Origin of the sequence: Paraburkholderia sp. HD33-4 (assembly GCF_021390635.1) — a bacterium.
Taxonomy (GTDB): domain Bacteria; phylum Pseudomonadota; class Gammaproteobacteria; order Burkholderiales; family Burkholderiaceae; genus Paraburkholderia.
The window spans coordinates 2,189,162-2,207,839 of the sequence record NZ_JAJEJS010000001.1 but is presented as its reverse complement, the minus strand read 5'-3'; the positions used below and the strand labels follow the sequence as shown (position 1 = coordinate 2,207,839).

The 18,678-nt window shown below is 60.6% G+C and carries 17 protein-coding genes and 1 pseudogene; 9 read left to right on the top strand and 9 right to left on the bottom strand.

Annotated elements, in window-relative coordinates; translation table 11 throughout:
- The 6 genes from L0U84_RS09715 to L0U84_RS09690 all read right to left on the bottom strand — a co-directional run bounded on the left by L0U84_RS09715 (nt 1) and on the right by L0U84_RS09690 (nt 5,005).
- Entirely contained in the window at nt 1-1,284 is a 1,284-nt protein-coding gene (locus L0U84_RS09715; protein WP_233849513.1) for a hypothetical protein, read from the bottom strand.
- Nucleotides 1,281-2,183 carry a ParB N-terminal domain-containing protein gene (locus L0U84_RS09710; protein ID WP_233849512.1) on the bottom strand — a complete coding sequence of 301 codons (903 nt, stop codon included), beginning with the start codon at nt 2,181-2,183 and terminating at the stop codon, nt 1,281-1,283. Before L0U84_RS09710 ends, L0U84_RS09715 begins: the two co-directional genes overlap by 4 nt.
- On the bottom strand, nt 2,180-2,443 hold the full coding sequence (locus L0U84_RS09705; protein ID WP_233849511.1) for a hypothetical protein: 264 nt from the start codon (nt 2,441-2,443) through the stop codon (nt 2,180-2,182). The genes L0U84_RS09710 and L0U84_RS09705 overlap by 4 nt, the downstream gene beginning before the upstream one ends.
- Nucleotides 2,444-2,458: 15 nt before the next feature.
- Nucleotides 2,459-2,740 carry a hypothetical protein gene (locus tag L0U84_RS09700; RefSeq protein ID WP_233849510.1) on the bottom strand — a complete coding sequence of 94 codons (282 nt, stop codon included), beginning with the start codon at nt 2,738-2,740 and terminating at the stop codon, nt 2,459-2,461.
- Between the two features lie 124 nt (nt 2,741-2,864).
- On the bottom strand, nt 2,865-3,284 hold the full coding sequence (locus L0U84_RS09695) for a hypothetical protein (protein ID WP_233849509.1): 420 nt from the start codon (nt 3,282-3,284) through the stop codon (nt 2,865-2,867).
- Complete coding sequence (locus L0U84_RS09690; protein ID WP_233849508.1) at nt 3,281-5,005, bottom strand: recombinase family protein; 1,725 nt, start codon at nt 5,003-5,005, stop codon at nt 3,281-3,283. Before L0U84_RS09690 ends, L0U84_RS09695 begins: the two co-directional genes overlap by 4 nt.
- 70 nt (nt 5,006-5,075) lie before the next feature.
- On the opposite strand from L0U84_RS09690, the pseudogene L0U84_RS09685 reads away from it, so the two are divergent.
- From L0U84_RS09685 to L0U84_RS09645, 9 genes and pseudogenes are all read left to right on the top strand, one after another.
- Nucleotides 5,076-6,167 (top strand): annotated as a pseudogene (locus L0U84_RS09685) (MFS transporter); the annotation flags it as partial.
- Between the two features lie 111 nt (nt 6,168-6,278).
- Nucleotides 6,279-6,749, top strand: coding sequence for a hypothetical protein (locus tag L0U84_RS09680; RefSeq protein WP_233849507.1), 471 nt, complete (start codon nt 6,279-6,281; stop codon nt 6,747-6,749).
- A 152-nt stretch (nt 6,750-6,901) separates the two neighbouring features.
- Nucleotides 6,902-8,401, top strand: a complete 1,500-nt coding sequence (locus L0U84_RS09675) for an aldehyde dehydrogenase family protein (RefSeq protein WP_233849505.1) — start codon at nt 6,902-6,904, stop codon at nt 8,399-8,401.
- A gap of 123 nt (nt 8,402-8,524) precedes the next feature.
- A complete protein-coding gene (locus tag L0U84_RS09670; protein WP_233849504.1) occupies nt 8,525-9,466 on the top strand; it encodes a helix-turn-helix domain-containing protein in 942 nt (313 codons plus the stop codon).
- Between the two features lie 251 nt (nt 9,467-9,717).
- Nucleotides 9,718-11,166, top strand: coding sequence for an APC family permease (locus tag L0U84_RS09665; RefSeq protein ID WP_233849502.1), 1,449 nt, complete (start codon nt 9,718-9,720; stop codon nt 11,164-11,166).
- A 57-nt stretch (nt 11,167-11,223) separates the two neighbouring features.
- Nucleotides 11,224-11,583 (top strand): cupin domain-containing protein, encoded by a 360-nt coding sequence (locus L0U84_RS09660; RefSeq protein ID WP_233849500.1) that lies wholly within the window; start codon nt 11,224-11,226, stop codon nt 11,581-11,583.
- A 136-nt stretch (nt 11,584-11,719) separates the two neighbouring features.
- Nucleotides 11,720-12,928, top strand: coding sequence for a porin (locus tag L0U84_RS09655; protein WP_233851991.1), 1,209 nt, complete (start codon nt 11,720-11,722; stop codon nt 12,926-12,928).
- A 196-nt stretch (nt 12,929-13,124) separates the two neighbouring features.
- Complete coding sequence (locus tag L0U84_RS09650) at nt 13,125-14,426, top strand: NAD(P)/FAD-dependent oxidoreductase (protein WP_233849498.1); 1,302 nt, start codon at nt 13,125-13,127, stop codon at nt 14,424-14,426.
- Nucleotides 14,427-14,460: 34 nt separating this feature from the next.
- On the top strand, nt 14,461-14,829 hold the full coding sequence (locus tag L0U84_RS09645; protein WP_233849495.1) for a cupin domain-containing protein: 369 nt from the start codon (nt 14,461-14,463) through the stop codon (nt 14,827-14,829).
- Nucleotides 14,830-15,277: 448 nt separating this feature from the next.
- Here L0U84_RS09645 and L0U84_RS09640 read toward each other — a convergent pair whose 3' ends face one another.
- The 3 genes from L0U84_RS09640 to L0U84_RS09630 all read right to left on the bottom strand — a co-directional run bounded on the left by L0U84_RS09640 (nt 15,278) and on the right by L0U84_RS09630 (nt 18,678).
- The gene (locus L0U84_RS09640) at nt 15,278-15,730 is read right to left on the bottom strand and encodes an MFS transporter (protein ID WP_442793986.1); all 453 of its coding nucleotides are present in this window, start codon (nt 15,728-15,730) and stop codon (nt 15,278-15,280) included.
- Nucleotides 15,731-15,780: 50 nt separating this feature from the next.
- Nucleotides 15,781-17,088 carry an NAD(P)/FAD-dependent oxidoreductase gene (locus tag L0U84_RS09635; protein WP_233849493.1) on the bottom strand — a complete coding sequence of 436 codons (1,308 nt, stop codon included), beginning with the start codon at nt 17,086-17,088 and terminating at the stop codon, nt 15,781-15,783.
- Nucleotides 17,089-17,667: 579 nt separating this feature from the next.
- Nucleotides 17,668-18,678, bottom strand: a complete 1,011-nt coding sequence (locus tag L0U84_RS09630; protein WP_233849491.1) for a glutamate cyclase domain-containing protein — start codon at nt 18,676-18,678, stop codon at nt 17,668-17,670.

Here is an 18,678-nt window from a genome sequence, read left to right as displayed (position 1 = left end):
CTAGTGCCGCGTGTCATTACCCGGCATCCGGTAAGTGCCCGCCGCACGGGCGGGCCGGTCAAAAAAACCTTTGCCGCTATCGCGCGCCTTGCTCAATGCATCGAGCGCTGCCCGCACGCTTTTCCACGTGAGCGTCCTGCCGTGGGCTGCCTTCTTCACATCGCGGCAGGCGGCCTCGAACGTTGCTTCGTCGATCTTTTGCCACGAGGCGCAGCGGCAGAGCCACTGGCCCATTTCGGATCGGTGGCGGTTCGCGGTGTACGCGGGCCTTTCGAGGTACTTCACGAAGATCGCTTCCAGCGCGCGGGCGGCCTCGCACGTCTCCGTGGTGCTGGCGTGCCAGTATTCGACGACGGATTTGCGATTGCGCATCGTGCCATTGAGTTCGCAGGCTACAGCCCCCCATCTGGCCCCGCGCCCGCCCAACGTCCTGATCGCTGCGCGCATGTCCTCCACGCTCGCGCCGTCCTTCGCGAAGTTCAGGCATCCGTCCTCGACCTTGCGACGCTGATTCGACCCGCACTGCGCAAAGAACGCATCGACCAGCGCCTGCGCGAGTGCTGCGATATCGGCCGCCGTTCCTGCATCGCGTCCGGGTGCGGCGGGTGAGTGAGAGGTCGAGCTTTGCGAAGCAAAGCCGACAGCCCGCCCGGCGACTGAGGGCCCCTCTGATCCCTGATTCAAACCCTCAAACCCTAAAACCCTCATACCGCACCCAGCGGCAACTTCGGCACCCAAAAGCGGCAACTTCGAATCCCAAAAGCGGCAACTTCCATCTTCAGAAGCGGCAACTTCGGTATCCATTTGCGGCAACTTCCCTCTTTCACTGTGATCGAAGTTGCCGCTGGGTGCGGTAACTTCGGTGCCGTTGAAGTTGCCGCTGGGTGCGGCAACTTCCCTGCCGGGCTGCTTCGGTTTCCTGCCCGGTTCGCGGGCACTGAATTCATCCCAGCCGACGTTGCCGGGATAGAGTTCGTGCAGCAGGTGAATGTCGATGCGGCGCACGATCGACCCGCCCCTGTCGCCGGTTGCCTCGACGCGCACGGTCAGGCCCGTGCGGTCGAAGTCGGCCAGTGCGCGCTGCGCGGTATCGTGGCCGACACCCGCGCGATGCGCGACGCGAAGTGCGGACGGCCACACGGTCCGGCTGTCGTCGGTGATGAAGCGCACGAGGGCAAACGCCACGGCCTGCCGCTTGTCGGGAAAGGGATACCGTTCGAGTTCGCGCTCGGCTTCTTCGCGGGCGCTCAGGTTCTCTGCGTGCACCTTGCGACCGGCGCTCATGACGCATCCCCTTGGGTTCCCTCGCGCAGCGCATCTTTCAGACGATCAAGTGCGGCGATCCAGAGCGCGGCGGCTTCGGGTACAGGCGTGTTGAAGTGGTCGCGCTTTGTGACGTAGCGCTTCGCGATCACGAGCGCCTGCTCTCCGCTCATGCGCGCGATCAACGCGTCCATGTCATCGACGAGTTGCACGGTCTCGCGCAGCGTGCACTCGGCCTGCCTGTGCCGCTCTCGCACGGCTTCTTCTGCTGCCGCGAGTGTGAGCGTCTCGCCCACGAGAGCGGCGAGGTCCGGTGCCTCGGCGCGCAGCTTCTCGATACGAAGGTCGCGGTCCTGCGCCTCGGCTTTCAGGCGCGTGGCTTCCTCGTAGGCGGCATCGAGGCCCATCGAGCCAGCGATGACGAGATCGACATAGTGTGAGCAGTAACGCAGGACGGCGCGAGCCTGTGAGACGCGGGCGCTGGAAATGCTTTTAGAAACGATAGCTTTTCTGGACTCGGACTTCTGGCCCGGATAAGTGCGCTGCTCGGGGTAGCCCACCGCAATCAGCATGGCCCGCTGGCCTTTGCTCAACGAGCGCCGCTCGAAATTCATGTCCGCGATATAGGCGTCCAAATCTTCGTCATCGGCAAGCACGATGTAATCCGGTGTCACGCCAGCACGCTTGCACGCTTCGATACGGTTGCGACCATCGATCACGCACAACACAGGCGGCTCGCCTTCCACCAGTGCGACCTTGCCGAGCGCGACGGGGTAGATCAGCCCATTCTGCTTGATACGCTCAGCCATCTCGTCAAGGCGCTCGTCGTCGAGCATGGGAAACATCGCGGAGAACGGATGCACGGGCAGGGTGAACACATCGACGAGGTTGTCTGTGGTCGGCATTTTTTCGGGTGTCACCTGTCGCCCTCCGCGTGTTGTGGTTCGTTCTGCGAAGCGTCGGACGGGGGGACGTAGACGCGCAGTGCACCTTCGGCAAAGAGAAAGGCCTCATACGCGTCGAGCGCGAGCGTCCAGACCTGTTCGGCCAGTTGCGGCCCGCTGTCGAGGACATGGCCCTCGCTGTCGATCACGGCGAGCGTGGCGGGCTGGCCCTTCGCGGTCTCGATGCGCAGCCCCTGCATGGCGGTCGCGCTGATGATGGGACGATCTGCTGTCATGATCGGCCCGCTGGCTCAGGCAGCAGCCGCTGTCGTGGTTCCCTCGGGCGGCGAACCGGTCGTCAGCAGTTCGAACACGACCAGCCCGAAGCGATCCGGGTCCGCGATGGTCCGGTTGCTTGCGGGGCTGTGGCGTATCACGTCGAGTCTTTCCAGCAACTGGCCGTGCTTGCGTAGCAGATTGTCCAGCGAGTTCTGGTTGCCCTTCAGGCCGAGTAGCTTGCCGTTCGGGTCCGTCGTGCAGAATTCCCGATGCACGTCCAGAGCGGGGCGCCACGTCCGTGATGTGTTCGTCATAGCGATTTGCTCCTGATGTTTCACCTGTTTCAAGCGGGTGTCAGAAGGCAATCTAGGCGAGCGGAAAACAGAATGCGTACCAAAATAACCGGTCGATTATTTTGGATGGTCTGGTCCGAAGGGATCAGGCTGGAGGGGGAAGATTGAAGTGCCGACAAAGACTGTCGAGCAGTGCGTTAAGGGTCTTGATATTGGCGTCGCCCACGTGTTCAGCCAACGCCTCGCGCGCAGCAGCGCGCGTCAGTTCGCCCTCGCTGAAGCAGCGCACGACCTCAAAAACAGCGCCGCCCCTGAAATACTGGACTGACTCAAAGCGTGCTTCCTTGCGACGTCCCTTGCGGGATGCACCCAGCATCTTCCGGCCTTCGGGGCTACGCAGCGCACGCGTCAGGCCGAGCATGACGACGAGTGCGTCAAGCGGCTCGCGCTCGCCGCCCTCGAACAGCATCTGGATGACCCGGTCAAGATGTGCGTCGGCCTCGCGCTGCTCGATGATGCGCACGGCTTCGAGCACGAGCGTCTCGGTAATGCGGTCGGCGCTCATGCGGCCCGCCTCGCGCGGTCGGCCTTCGCGCGGGCGACCCTGACCTTCTTCCGGTCCGCATCGACGCCGCCGAGCAGCGCACCGGTCCTGCGGTCGATCTCAAGCCGACGCGACACGCCGACCCTGCTCACCAGCACCATGCCGATGGGCGGCGTCTCGCCTTCGGCGACGGGACGGAAGCCGTGCATGTGGATTTCGACTTTCGCGAACGTGTCGAGCACCAGCCGGCGCGCCTCGCGGCGCGCGTCGGGATCGAGCGCGTGTACGCCCGCCGTGAGTTTCGCCCATGCCTCGGCCGATGCCGGGACCGGCAGCCTGCGCACGACCGCCAGTTCGCTGTCGAGCGCCGCGACGGCTTTGCGTTCGAGGGCAAGCTGGTCCTCACGCTGCGCGATGGACGCAATCACTGACTGCAGCGTCAGCCCCTGCCCCGCGGCTTCGGCGAGCCCGTGATTGAGGTTGCCGATCTCGCGTTCGAGCTTCGCGACGGTTTCGCGGGCGCGCGCGAGCCTGTCCGCAACCGGCCCGCTCACGTCCTCGTCGCCTGCCACGAGCGAGTCGAGGTTGTACTGGTCTGCGCAGAACATCATCATCGCGCGCTCGATCGGCACGATCGAGCAGCTACCCGCCGGGCACCGGGGCACCGCCGTCGCGCCGGTACAGACGGCCCGTCGATGGCCGTCCTGCGGTGCCCCGCTCGCCTGACGGTTGCGGCCCATGACGTTCTGGCTCGCGACCGCCGCGCCGCAGTGGCCGCAGAACGCCACCCGTGCGCCGGTGAACAGCGGCACGATCGATGCCTTGCCGACGCGCCGCCCGCGCTGGGCGCGCAGGTGCTGAAGTTCGGCGAACTGGACCTCGGTGACGACCTGCGGGTAGTAGCCCTCAAGCGTGTAGGTCACGCCGTCCACAACCATTTCGCGCTCGCCGAGCAGCATCCGCGAGCCGAGCGTCGCATGGGCACGACTCGCGTTGCTCAGGCCGGGCGGCAGGGTCATGCCCGACTCCGCGAGCTTTTCGAGCGCACGCATCGGACTGAGACCGGCCTTGAAATGACGGATCAGTGCGCGGACCGCGCGCACGTGTTCGGCAATGGTTTCGAAGCGCCTCGCGCCGTCGATGCGCCGGACCCAGAACGGATCGCGCCCGACTGACACATACCCGCTGTGATCGCCCGCGATCCAGCGCTCGCACTGCCGCCGCGCGGCGGCCAGCACGCGCTTGCCCTTGGTCGAGCTTTCCTCGTGCGACCGGATCATCACGGCGAGCGCGAGGAACAGCGGCGACGGGTTCTCCCTGAGCAGGTCGCGGCTGTAGCGCTGGCCGTCGTTGGCCGTGACGATCGTCACGCCCGCGTCCACGATGTCGGAGAACTGGCGCTGCGCGTCGATGGGCTCGGCGCGGCTCAGGCGGTCGAGCGATTCAACCAGCAGCACGTCGCCGGGCTGCACGAACCCCTTTTTGGTGATGGCGTCGAGGAAGACGCCGAGCGCGCCTTTCTTCACGTGATCGCCCTTGTACGCGCTCAGGCCGTGATCGAACATCGATAACCTGTCATCGATCACATAGCCGTTCTGCGCGGCCCATGTGCGCGCGTACTGCATCTGGCGGCGTTCGCTGTCGCCGACAGCCTGCTTCTGGCTGCTGAACCGGCCGTACAGGAACAGGTGCGGCTGGCGCTGCGGGGCTTGCTGGGCAAGCTTTCTGAGTGTTTTTGCCATGAGTTTGAGCCTCGAAAAACCGGGTCCAAAACTCGATTATATTCTGAGTATCTATCCAGTATCGTTTGTCGTGCCGAGCAACATGCTCCTCGCGAAATTCGGCGCGCGCAGGACCTTCACGCGGATCATGCTGCTGTGGGGCATTGCATCGGTGTGCATGATGTTTGTGTCGAAGCCCATGCACTTCTATCTGTTGCGCTTTGCGCTCGGCGTGTTCGAGGCTGGCTTCTTTCCGGGCATCGTGCTTTATCTGACGTACTGGTTCCCGGCAAATCGCCGCGCTGCGGTGATGTCGGTGTTCTTCGCCGGCGTGGCCGTGGCGGGCGTGCTCGGCGGACTGGTGTCTGGCTGGATCATGCGCGATATGACGGGTGTGATGGGGCTGTTCGGCTGGCAATGGATGTTGGCACTGGAAGGTGCGCCCGCTATCGTGCTCGGCTTCGTTGCGTTGTTCTATCTGGTCGACAAGCCGCGCGACGCGCGCTGGCTGAGCGAAGACGAAAAGACGCGCCTCATCGCGTTGTGCACACAAGACCACGACAAAGCAGCGACGCACGACACCCGCAGCTTCGCGGCGGCGCTGCTGAACCCGCGCGTCTACCTCTTCGCGTTCGTCTATTTCTCGCTGACGTGTGCTTCGTTGACGCTCAACTTCTGGATGCCGCTGATGATCCGCGACTTCGGCATCAAGGACGTCGTGCAGGTGAGTCTTTACACAGTGATTCCGAATGCAATCGGCGCGATCGGGCTGATACTCATCGCGCGGCGTTCCGACCGTCTGCGCGAGCGACGCAAACATTTCGCGTTCTGCACCGTCGGCGGCGGTATCGCACTGGCTGCACTGACACTTCATCTGAACAGTTTTCCGGTAACGCTCGCGATTCTCTCGGCGGCAGCGGTGCTGATCTTCGCGGCGTTGCCGATCTTCTGGGCCGTGCCCCCCAGCTATCTGTCGGGTAACGCTGCAGCGTCCGGCATCGCGCTTATCAGCAGTATCGGCATCACAAGCGGAATTGTGAGCCCCTGGGTGATCGGCCAAATCCGCACCAGCACAGGGAGCATGGATCTGGCCTTCTACCTGCTGGCAGCCCTGCTCGTCGTTAGCGGCGTCGCATTGATGGCGGGCGTCAAAGCGCCGTTGCGGGCAAGTACGGGACTATGAGGGCCAATCATGCCGACGGCCTGAAAGGGCTTGTTTTGCCGATTCATGCTATCGGCGCGGGTTGAGCCGCGCCTAAGCTTGCTCCATCGTAAGTCGCTTTGTTACGCGCCCTTGGAGGAGCTATTCGACATGATCGACTTGTTCACCCCCGAAAGTCCCGGATCGGACTGCGCCGACTCCGGCATGTTGCTGTTTGCACTGGCTGCTTTGCCCGTCGAGCCGGACGGCACGCCGCGATGGTTCCAGCGTCGCACGCACGGTTGCGCGAGCGTTATATCCCGCGAGGAAGACGTGTCCGATGTACTGCTGCGCTTGCCGCAGAGCTGGAATATCGTGGACGGGGCGCGCTGCAAGGGCTTGCATGACGACGAGGATATCGTTGCCTGCGATCCCCGTTTCAATCATGGTTTCGACCCGCGCAGCTTCGCGATCGTCGCGCATGTCGATGGCGAGCGTTTCGCGATGCTTATGCTGGTCAACGCCGCCGAAGCCGCACTGATGCAGGAGCGGCCTTTCCGCAAAGGCGAGCCGTTCGAGCGTTGCCTTTTTGGCGGCGACAAAGATCGGTACAGATCCGGCTGATGATGAACGCTTACCTGCGGATCGCTAGTCGATGCCGATTTGCGCTAACGCTCGCGGATTGCCGCGGCTAAAGTCGCCGAAGGAGCCGGGCTACGCGTCGATACGCGCATTCATCAGTCCGGTCACAAACCAGCGAGACAGGAGACACCACTATGACCGATCAGACCAGAATCGATATCGACGAACGCGTCCGGGCATTCCTCGGACGGGAGCTCGGCCAGTTCATCAATGGCGTGTCGTGTGCGGCGCATTCCGCGCGGCGGCTCAACGTCTTCGATCCTTCGACAGGTGAAGTGTTGACGACAGTACCCGACGCGGATGCCGCCGACGTCGATCGCGCGGTATCGAATGCGCGTGAAGCGTTCAGCAAGCGGGTATGGAGCGGGCTGCGCCCCGCTGAGCGAGAGCGCATTCTTCTGCGTCTCGCGGACGTGATCGAGGCGCATGCTGAAGAGCTGGCGCAACTGGAAACGCTCAACCAGGGCAAGTCGATCAATATCGCACGCGCGATCGAAGTCGGTGCGACGGTGGAGTACGTGCGCTATATGGCTGGCTGGGCCACGAAGATCACAGGTGAAACGCTCGACGTATCTATCCCGTTTCCACCGGGCGCACGATACACCGCCTTTACGCGCAAGGAGGCGGTGGGCGTGGTCGCCGGTATCGTGCCCTGGAACTTCCCGCTCATGATCGCCGTATGGAAGCTGATTCCGGCGCTCGCTGCGGGCTGCACCATCGTCATCAAGCCATCACCCGAGACGCCGCTCACGGCGCTTCGACTTGCAGAACTCGCAATCGAAGCAGGCGTGCCCGCGGGCGTCTTCAACGTCGTGACAGGGGGCAGGGATTGCGGCGCGGCGTTGTCATCGCATCCGGGCATCGCGAAGATTTCGTTCACGGGCTCGACGCCGACGGGCAAGCTGATTGGCGCGGCCGCCCTGCAGAATATGACCCGGTTTTCGCTCGAGCTGGGGGGCAAGAACCCTGCCATCATGCTTGCCGACGTTGACGTCGACCAGGCCGTGCAAGGTGCGCTCGCGGGGGGCTTTCTGAATCAGGGCCAGGTTTGCGCAGCTGTCTCGCGCATCTACGTGCATCGCAGCAAGTACCGGCAGATTGCCGACGGACTCGCCGATGTGGCGCGCTCCATGACGCTTGGACCGGGCATGGATCCCGCCGCTCAGATCAATCCACTGGTCTCGTCGCATCACCGGGCTCGCGTGGAAGAGCATATTGCACGGGCGAGAGCGGATGGATTGCGCTTTCTTGCGGGCGGTACGCCCGTGGACCAGCCCGGGTACTACGTCCGTCCCACGGTAATCGTGGACGTACCCGTCGATGCCGCGATCATCCGCGACGAGGTTTTCGGACCCGTGCTGGCGCTCGTGCCGTTCGACGATCCGCAGGAAGCATTGCGACTTGCCAACGATTCTCCGTATGGACTCGCCGCGAGCCTCTGGACGAACGATCTGCGCGCGGCGATGAATCTTACTTCGCAGATCGAGGCCGGCACCGTCTGGGTGAACAGTCATGTCCCGCTCGACCCGTCGATGCCATTTGGCGGTTACAAGCAGTCGGGTATCGGTCGTGAGTTCGGTAAATATGCGGTCGAAGCGTTCACCGAAACGAAGTCCGTTTGCATCGCACACTGAAAGTGCGCAAACGACTTGGGCATCCGGTGACGTCATCATCCGGGCAACGTTGACAAGTGCTTTTGACGAGCGAGCCGACAGCCTGATCCTGTCTTAGAATAGCGGAGTCAAGGAGGCGCAGTCATGGACTTCAAGATCAGCTCACTCGTCGATGTGCACGACCATTCGCTTGCTGTTAGCGGCTGGGAGCAGGTCTACCGGCAGATGACACCTGGACACTTCGAAAGCAAGGTAGTCGAGGCCACGTCGTCGGAGTTCCATTTTTTTCGCGAGTCGACGAATCGGCGCGTTGTGCAGGCGGGAGTGTCTCCGTCCGGCTTTGCCTCGATTGCGGTACCGCTTTCGCCTTCTTTCATCGGCACCTTCCAAGGGCAAAGGGTCGACGGCTTCGCGCTGATGCTGCTCAGCCCGGGCGAAGAGTTTCGCTTTTACACGCCAGAAGCGATGCACTACGTCGGCGTCAGCCTGCCCCTCGAGCAAATGAACGAGCTGGTTGCCGTTACGGTCGGAGAAGACGTCGCGGTGCAGTGGAAGCGTAAGGTTATTCCGGTCTCCGAAGGAGCTGCGCAGGTGTTGCAACAACGCCTCGTTCCTTTCCTCGATGCAGCCGAAGCCACGCCGTCTTCTCTCGCGTATCCTGCATCGGTCAAGTGCTTTCGGGACGAAGTGCTGAGCGTGCTACTCGGCTTGCTTGAAGTCTCGAGCGGCGCGTCGGAGCATGATCTGACCCACGCCACCTACAGCGATATCGTCAGACGTTGCGAGCGCATCGCAAGCGAGAACTCCCACGAGCCCGTCACCGTGCTCGACCTCTGCAGTGCGCTGCGGTGCAGCCGCCGTACCTTGCAGACCAGCTTCCAGCGAGTCGCGAACGTGACGCCCGTCGAATATCTGCGCGCGATGCGGTTGAACGCGGTACGTCGTCTGTTGCGCTCAACCTGTGCGGAAGAGCTATTGATCGGCGACGCGGCCGCTCGTTATGGCTTCTCGCATCTGAGCTACTTCGCCCGCGAATACCGCGACCTCTTCGGCGAACTTCCGTCGCAAACACAGCGCCGATTCTGAGGCGCCCCCTTCGTTCTCCTTTCGATATGCGTGCTCCTCGCGGGCTGTCTCGCGTGGCTTGGCTCGCGCAATGCCTCAGCTAACCCATCCTTGGGTAGGCATATACCCTGGACCGATTGGACATTGCCAATTTGTGCTGCCGGTAGATATTTGGGTTCTCTAAATTCTCTACTGACACGTCGCTGCTCGAGAGTCGCTTCAGCGATTCCTCGACGCGGATCGATCAATACTGAATCATCTGGAGAGAACCAATGAGCCTCGCTATGGAATCTACGCCCTCGACCGAGCTGCGCAAAGGCGCGCTAGGGCTGGGATTCATCGTCTTCTTCGTCATTTCGGCGGCGGGTCCGCTGGTGGCGATCGCGGGCGGCTTTCCCCTTGGCATCATGCTCGGCAATGGCGCCGGCACGCCTGCATTGCTGGTCGCCACCGTCGTCATACTGCTGCTCTTCGCGGCCGGGTACACCGCTATGGCGCGTCACGTGACCAACGCAGGCGGCTTTTATGCATTCACCGCACGCGGCCTGGGTGGCATGGCGGGAGGTGCGGCCGCTCTGCTCGCACTGCTCGGCTACAACACGATGCAGATCGGCCTGTACGGTATGTTTGGCGCCGTGGCGGCGGGCTTCGGCTCGGCGCACTTCGGGATCCAGGCGCCGTGGTGGGTCTACTCGTTCATTGCGCTCGCGAGCATCGCTGTGCTGGGATACCGGCAGATCGACCTGTCCGCTAAGGTGCTATCGCTGCTTGTCCTGGGCGAGTACGTCGTTGTGCTGCTGCTCGATATCGCGATCCTGCGCAGCGGTGGCGCACACGGTATCAACTTCGCATCTTTTACCCCGCGCGTCTTCCTGAGCGGGACGCCCGCGATCGGCTTCCTGTTCTGCTTCGCGACCTTTATCGGATTCGAGGCCACGACGATCTACAGCGAGGAAGCCAAAGATCCGCAGCGCACAGTGCCGCTCGCCACGTATATCTCGGTTCTTCTCATCGGTGCGTTCTATTGCTTCTCAGTGTGGTGCATGATCATCGGCGCCGGCGTCGACGACATCGTGAAGACGCTGTCCGCGCTCGCCGATCCGACCACGTTCCTCTACTCGCTGTCAGACCATTACGCGAATCACGCACTGACTACGGCCATGAGCGTGCTCTTCATCACGAGCGTCTATGCCGGTCTGCTCGCGTTTCATAACTCGGCGTCGCGCTATTTCTTCGCGAGCGGCCGTGAAGGTCTGCTGCCGAATGCGTTGGGGCGAACCCATCCTATCCATAGCAGCCCGCATGTCGGCTCGCTCGTGCAGTCGGTGATCGCATTGATTGTCGTCATCGCGTTCGTCGTCATGCATGCCGATCCCGTGCTGACGCTCTTTTCGTGGCTCACCAACGTCGCGACGCTTTGCATCATGGCGCTGATGGTCCTTTCTTCCGCGGCCGTTTTCGTGTTCTTCAGGCGCCTGCGCTCCAGTGAAGAAAGCACTCTGCGCGTGGCAGTGTTTCCGGTCCTGTCGGGACTCGCGCTGGCAGCCGTGCTGGCACTCGCCGTCGTGAACTTTCCCTTGTTGACGGGAGCGGGAACCACGCTGTCGTACTCGCTGACCGCGCTGTTGCCGGTCTTCGCCATTGCCGGCGTGATTGCGGCGCGAAATCTCAAGCGACGCAATCGTGCCGGCTACGAGCGTCTCGGCAGTTCACGCCTTTAATCACGACACAGCGGGCAACGCACACGTCGCCCGACTCATTTCGCAAGGAGCATCCAGATGATGGCTATCAAGGCGGGGGCGCCCATACCCGAACTCGAATCGTGGGGAACCGTTGCAGACCTCGGTTCGACGATTACTGAAGGCGAAGTGCTCGCGTTCGGGAAGGTCAGTTTCGGCACGCCGACATCATCGGTCAGCGCGGGCTACTTCGCCTGCACGAAGGGCAAGTTCGATATGGACTATCCCTTTACCGAGCAGGCGGTGGTGCTCGAAGGCGAATGCGTGCTGCTCAACCGCGAGACCGGACACTCCGTGCATTACAAGGCAGGCGATGCGTGGTTCGTCGAGAAGGGCGCGCCCATCAGCTGGCAAATCTTGAGCGAGCGCTTCGTCAAGCACTATCTGGCTGTAGCCTGATCCCGCCTCCAGTCCCGCGTTTTTCCCTGTAACGCACCTTTTCTTCATCTCGAAACCCTTGCGCGGATGCTTCTGCATGACCGCGCGGGGCTCCGCACGTCGATCGGAAGCCACATTCATGAAAAACACTCGACCCATGAAGTTGACCTGGATGGCCGCCTCGTTGGCACTATGCTGCGTCTGGACAAACCACGCCGACGCGCAAAGCAGCGTAACGCTGTATGGGACCGTCGATGCGGGTGTCGTATATTCAACGAATCAGCAAGTCACCCGGTCGGACGGCTCCATCACGAGCGGCCATGCAGTGCAGATGAGCGGCGGAAACCTTGTGCCATCGCGCTGGGGTCTCACCGGGACCGAGGATCTCGGCGGGACATTGAAAGCGACGTTTACCCTCGAGAACCAGTTTCTCACCGGAACCGGCGCGATGTTGCAGAACGGCGCGCTCTTCAACCGGCAGGCATGGGTCGGCTTGCGCGACGAGCGAATCGGTACGGTAGGATTGGGTCGCCAGTACGATTCGTACTCGGACTTCCTCGGTGTTTATGCGTCGAGCAATGATTGGGCGACCCTATACGGCGCGCACTTTGGCGACGTCGACAATCTGAACGAAGCCTTCAACATGAACAATGCGGTGAAGTTCACTAGCGCGGACTTCAGCGGCTTTACGTTCGGCGGCACGTTCAGCCTCGGCGGGCAGGCGGGCAACTTTGCGACGCGGCGTGGCTATGCAGTGGCGGCCGCTTATGCGCACGGACCCGTGTCGATCAGCGCGGGTTACATGACACTCAACGATCCGTTTAACGCCGCGCTTGGTGGCGCTAATGGCTACATCGGCGATTTCTCCTGCGCCAATGCCGTCGCTAGCTACTGTCAGCTGCAGAATGCAAGCTCCATCAAGGCATACGGTGCGGGCGGGTCGATTGTATTGGGCGATGCGACGGTAGCGGCTGTCTATACTCATACCCGGCTGGAAGAAAGTAAGTACTTCGCGAGCACGGCGTCGCCCGGTGGACAGGATGTAGCGTTCGATATCGCTGAAGTCAACCTGAATTACGCGCTCACACCTGTGTGGCGACTCGGCGTCGCGTACATCTTCAACAACGCAAAGCTCAGCGGCGGGAGTTCCACGCACTTCCATCAAGTCAATCTCGGGACCAACTATCTGCTGTCGAAGCGCACCGCACTGTATGCCGTAGCCATCGCGCAGCAAGCGGGCGGCACGGGTTTGGGCGCCAGTGCATCTGGCGGCGGCACCGCCAACTACGCGCAGATTCCTAACCTGGTTAATAGCAATTCGAATCGTCAACTCGCTGTGCTCGCGGGAATCAGAGTGAACTTCTGATTCGGGGTAACGACCCGCCATGTCGAGCGAGTGAGCCATCGACGGGCGATCAACGAGTGCTTTTGCCGATTTGTGCTCACTCAAACAAATTGGCCCATCCAGAATGAAGATGTGGTAACCGGTCTGTACCCGATCACGAACGATCTCTGGGGCAGCGCCGGAAGCCCCGGTCGCAACAGGAAGCAAAGGAACGACGATGCATGCTGATGAAACGGCTACGTACTATACGGCCACAAAGAAGTACGACTTGAGCTTTCCTTCCCTCGAGAACGACGTGCAGGCCGAAGTGGTCGTGATCGGCGGCGGGTTCTCGGGTATCCACACCGCGCTGGAGCTTGCTGAAAACGGCGTCACGGACGTGGTGGTGCTGGAGGCGCGCTATCTTGGCTTTGGTGGCACGGGGCGCAACGGTGGGCAGGTGATGGCCGGCATCGGGCACGATCTCGACGCGATCAAGAAAGATGTAGGTGACGAGGGATTGCGGGCGATCTTTGCGCTCAGTGACCTCGGTCCGCAGATCATGCGCGAGCGCATCGCGAAGTACAACATCGATGCGGACTTCTGCAGCGGCTACGGCTACATGGCGTACAACGCGCGCCAGGCGAAGACGCTGCGAAGCTGGGAGAAAGACTTCAAATCTCTCGGTTCCCCGCATGAGATCCGCTACGTCGAAGGCAATGACGTCCAGCAGATCATTGGCTCCGAAGTCTATCACGCTGGTCTGCTGCATATGGGCGGAGGACACGTTCACTCACTCAACCTGTTGCTCGGAGAAGCGAAAGCCGTCTCGGAGATCTATGGCGTACGAATTTTCGAATACAGTCCCGCGCTGGAGATCGCTTATGGCGATCGCATTCGCGTGCGCACTGCCAAGGGCAGTGTAACCGCCAGAAAACTGGTATGGGCGTGCGACGGTTTCAATAACAATATCGAGCCCGAGTTGCATCGCAGCACGATCAACGTTTATGCGTACAACTCGATGACCGAGCCATTGAGCGATGAGCTGATCAAACGCATCAGCCCGATTCATGGTGCGTATAGCGATATCAGACCGGTGATCAACTACTACCGGGTCACCAATGAGAATCGCCTGCTGTTCGGCTCATCGACGTCGCTTGTCGAGCATATTCCACATGATCTCAAAGAATGGAACCGGCGCCTGATGGTCGAGGTCTTTCCGTATCTGAACGACGTGAAAATCGACCTTGCGTGGGGCGGACCCATGGCTTCGACTCTCAACCTGTTTCCGCAGATCGGCACGCTGCCTGACCGTCCCAATGCATTTTACGTGCAGGGATACTCGGGCTTCGGCGTGACGCCGAGTCAGATTATTTGCAAGATCCTGGCAGAAGGCATCCTGGGCGGCTCAGAGCGGTATCGGCTGGTGAGCTCGATCCCTCGGGCCACCATCCAGGGTAAGGACAAGTACCGCAACGTGCTTGTCACACTAGGGAAAGTGATGCATCAGACGTCCGGCTACTGGCACGGACGGCGTTGAACTTTATTCACGATCAATCAAGGAGAACATCTCGATGAGTCTTACCTCAATCAAGCTTGGCACGTCCATTTCGGAACTCGACTCGTGGGGCAGCGTTAGCGCTTTGGGCAGTCAGATTCTTGGCGATGGCGATGTCAAGGCTTACGGCAAGTTCACCCACGGTGCACCGACGGATCCGGTCTCGGCGGCGTACTTTGGCACGTCGAAAGGCAAATTCAGACTCGTGTATCCGTTTAGTGAGCAGGCAACCATCGTTAAGGGCGAGGTGAAGATCACCGACGAGTCGACCGGCGAGGCCCGAACCTTCAAGACGGGCGATTCATGGTTCGTTACAAAGGGAACATCCACGATTTGGGAAGTCCTGAGTGACGAGATAGTGAAGCACTACCTTGCCTTTGCTTGACACTAGGACACGTAAGGAGTGCTCTCCGGTACTGGCCATTTTGTCCTCTCGGTCCAGTGAAAAGGCGCATTCAGATTTACTGCCTCTCGTTGCGCTTACCAATGCAACGTGCGTGCCAGCGACTGTTCCAAGAATGATGTCGAAAGGAGGAGTGAGGCCTGGTTGCTTTGCCGCTCCTTGCAAGCACCGGCCGAGAGCTCCCCCGGTCAAACCTGAGCAACCTGATTGGCGCATCACGGCAGGTCGACTTGCCGACAGCCACTGGCAGCCGCTGGAACTACGGCGAGCAGAAATTTTTGCTACTTCGGCAGTATGACGAGGCCGGCGCTTCGAAACGATTTCGGCACTCGCGTCATGCGCGGAACCAGATGGCCCGTTGACTACCTCTTTCATCTGCGCCGTTGCGCTCGATGAGTTGCGTGTTCTGCCAGCAGTCGCCGCATCGTGGTCAGTAAAACTTGCCCATCCACGGGTTTGCGAAGGAAACCAGGCTCACGAGAAACAAGGGCGTTGCCACGCCAATGGAGTCGTATGTCGGCAGTACACCGATGGCGAGGCTCGAAATCCCCATCAGTAACAGCGTGACCAGCAGGACAGTCTTTCGTCCAAACTCGTCGCCCGCCCGGCCGAATATCACTCCACCGATCGGTCGGGATATATAGCCAATGGCGTACGTCGAGAACGCAAGAATCGTCCCCACCATGGGGTCGAAGGAAGGAAAGAACAGGCGGTTGAAGACGAGTGCCGCCATCGCGTTGTAAAGAGTAAAGTCGTACCACTCGAGAGTGGCACCAGCCATGCTGGCAGCAGCCACCTTCACCATGGAGGTCTTGCCCTGCGTCACTTTGCTGTTTGTAATGCGAGCACCGGTCGCAGATTCACAGGGGTCTGTGCAATTCATGGATTTCGGTCTTCAATAGACGGGGTTGGTAAGCGCCCAAGGAGGTCTCACTAGTGAAGTTTCACGCGAGGCGCGCCTGCACGGCGGAGACCGTGTGCGATCAGGCCTACGACCATGCGCCACATGCCGGAGACAGCCATGAGGTGTTTCTGATAGAGCCCGGCGTACATGAGATTTGCGACGAGGCCTTTTACGAATACGTTGCCGATGTTTGCAACTGCGGCCACGCTTCCGACAGCGGACGAAGATCCTAGCGAGACGAGTGAGCCGTGGTCCTTGTACTGAAACACTCCCACGGCCGAGCCCTCCATACGCGCGCGTAGCGCCTTGAAGAGAAACAGAGCCTGCTGATGCGCGGCCTGAGCTCTTGGGGGGACCATTCGGTTTCCCGTCCACGAACAACTCGCACAGTCTCCGAAGGCGAAGATGTTTTCGTCGGTCTCGCTTTGCAGCGATCCGGTTACCTTGATCTGATTGATGCGATTTACTGCAAGACCATCCAGTGTGGCAAGCACATCCGGGGCCTTGATCCCCGCAGCCCAGATAGTGACGTCTGCAGGAATCAGGCGCCCGCTTTTTGTCCGGACAGTTCTGGTGCTTACGTCGGTCACGGCGTCCGAGACCGAAACTTCGATACCCATCGATTCGAGCGACGTGCGCGTCGATTCCGATATCTTCGGTGAGAGAACAGGAAGGATGCGCTCTCCGGCCTCCAGGAGGGTGACTTTCATCACGCCTTGCCCTTCAGGCGCAAGCAATCCGAACTGCCGGAACGTGCTTTCCATACGACGAAGTTCAGCGGCAAGTTCAACGCCCGTGGCACCGCCGCCAATGATCGCGATGCCCACACTGTCCTCTTTTCCACCAGACGCGAGAGCACGGCTTCTGACGCATGTCTGCAGCAGATGTTTGCGAAGACGCTCTGCCTGTTCCAAGGTGTCCAGCGTGATTGCGTTACGCTCCGCGCCTGCGATACCGAAGAAGTTTGTGCGGCTGCCTAGCGCAAGTACAAGCGTGTCGTAATTAAGAACTCGCACAGGAAAAACTTCTTCTCCTCGCTCTTCACTATCCATCATGGCATTTAGGCGGATTGTGCGTCCCTCCCTGTCGAGGCCGGCCAACTCCCCGTGCACAAACTCGAAGTGGTGCCAGTGGGCATGCGCAGCGTAGGTTATTTGATGGGCATGCGTGTCCAGACTGCCTGCGGCGACTTCATGCAGCAACGGCTTCCACACATGGGTCGGACAGCGATCTACGAGGATTATTTGCGCACGACCCGCTTTTCCAAGCCGATCGCCAAGTCGTGTCGCCAGTTCGAGACCACCAGCTCCGCCTCCAACAATCACGATGCGATGCATCACACCCCCCGTTTAGTTATAACCGAGTATTGCTGCGAAAGAGACATCAGCGCGGTCACTGACGTTGCTCGCGAGCATCGAGGTCGGGCCATGCAGCAACGATGCGTACAGCGAGCTCTGCTGTGCTTTGGCTCGCTCAGTCCGAGTGACACTTGTGGGAATCATTTCCGCTGCTTCTGGGGCGATCGGCGCTAAACGATGCGAATTCATTTCATCCACCTTTTGTCGAAAACTTAGCCATTTGAGCTACGAAATTGCTCTGTCGGAAAGGCCTGCAACGTGTGACGAGAGCAGTTGGCTCTACTATAGGAAGCATCAAAAAGAAAAAAAAGACGACATGTTTTGACGGTACTCGTTGATTTTTCTTACGGAATGGCCGGCTCGAAAAACCGCAAGGCGCTTGCTGATGACGCGCGGTGGCTCCCACCCGCACGACCATGGCGTTCCGAAGGACAGACGGGTGGGAAGGCCGACAGGCAAACGATTCAGGTGGGATGAACGGCAAATGGACGCAAGCCGTCCGTGGCGATGTCTTCCCACGCATCGCGAGTCGATACGTAGGAAGGGAATGGGAAGTGACTACTTGAACGCTGGGGAGATGATGGTCGAAATAAGCTGTACGACAGCCAGATGAGTCGCCTCAGGAATGCCGTCCACGTTGCCGTCGATGACATTGGCGACCGAGTTGATCAGCCCGACGTCTACCCCTCGCCTCAGAAGTGCCGCCTCCAGTACAGGACTATGCGCAAGTGTTGCCTTGCTCATCCGTGCTGCAAATGCTCCGGCAATTGCATAGCAACCCCAGTTGGAGCAGGCAGCTGTCACTAGCACGTCCGTGCCGGTCACCGCACCGATACCCGCACTCCCGTCCGGACGCTTGTCGCCGAATTTGACGTATTTCTGGACGGCTTCCGACACGACACCCATTCCGATCTCGTTGCCGCCGTCTCCGACCGCGACAGTCGGAATCTTCTGCGCAATTGCTTCATCGAACAGAAAGTCTATTCGGGCACGGCCCATTCCGTAGTCGACGCCACGCATGCTGCAGTAGATGCCGTCGACGTTCCGTCCCACACGCTCGGTCGAGAAAAAAAGCGCCGGTTGATACTTGTCGATGAGGGACTTCGAAATATCCGTGGCCCTTGCTTCGTCGAGTGGGAATGGTTCGACACACACGACCGCAAGACTTCCATCATCGCGTGCGATTTTTGCCTGCTCATAGGGCAGCACAGTCAGTCCAGCACTGGTGAGAATGGCGGAGGTCGTCGGAATCAGCGTCTCCTCAACGAAGGTGATACAAAGCGCCTTCTTCGCAAGCGAAAGTGCCCTTACCACCACTGCAAGCCCGGCTGGTCCATCGTTCTCGCCGATGGATGGCGAAACCCATGCACGCGATACCGAGCCTGTCGTCACGAAGACGTTCGCCTTGTCAGGAATCGCTGCGAGCGCATCTGCCGCAGCACCCACGAGCGGACCACCCTGGCGCTTCCGGGCCGCAACATAGAGTTGCTCGACACCGCGCCCACCGAGGTCAAGAGAGACGAGCGAATCAAGACGCTCGTCGATGGGAGCAAAGCTGACTGTTGTCAT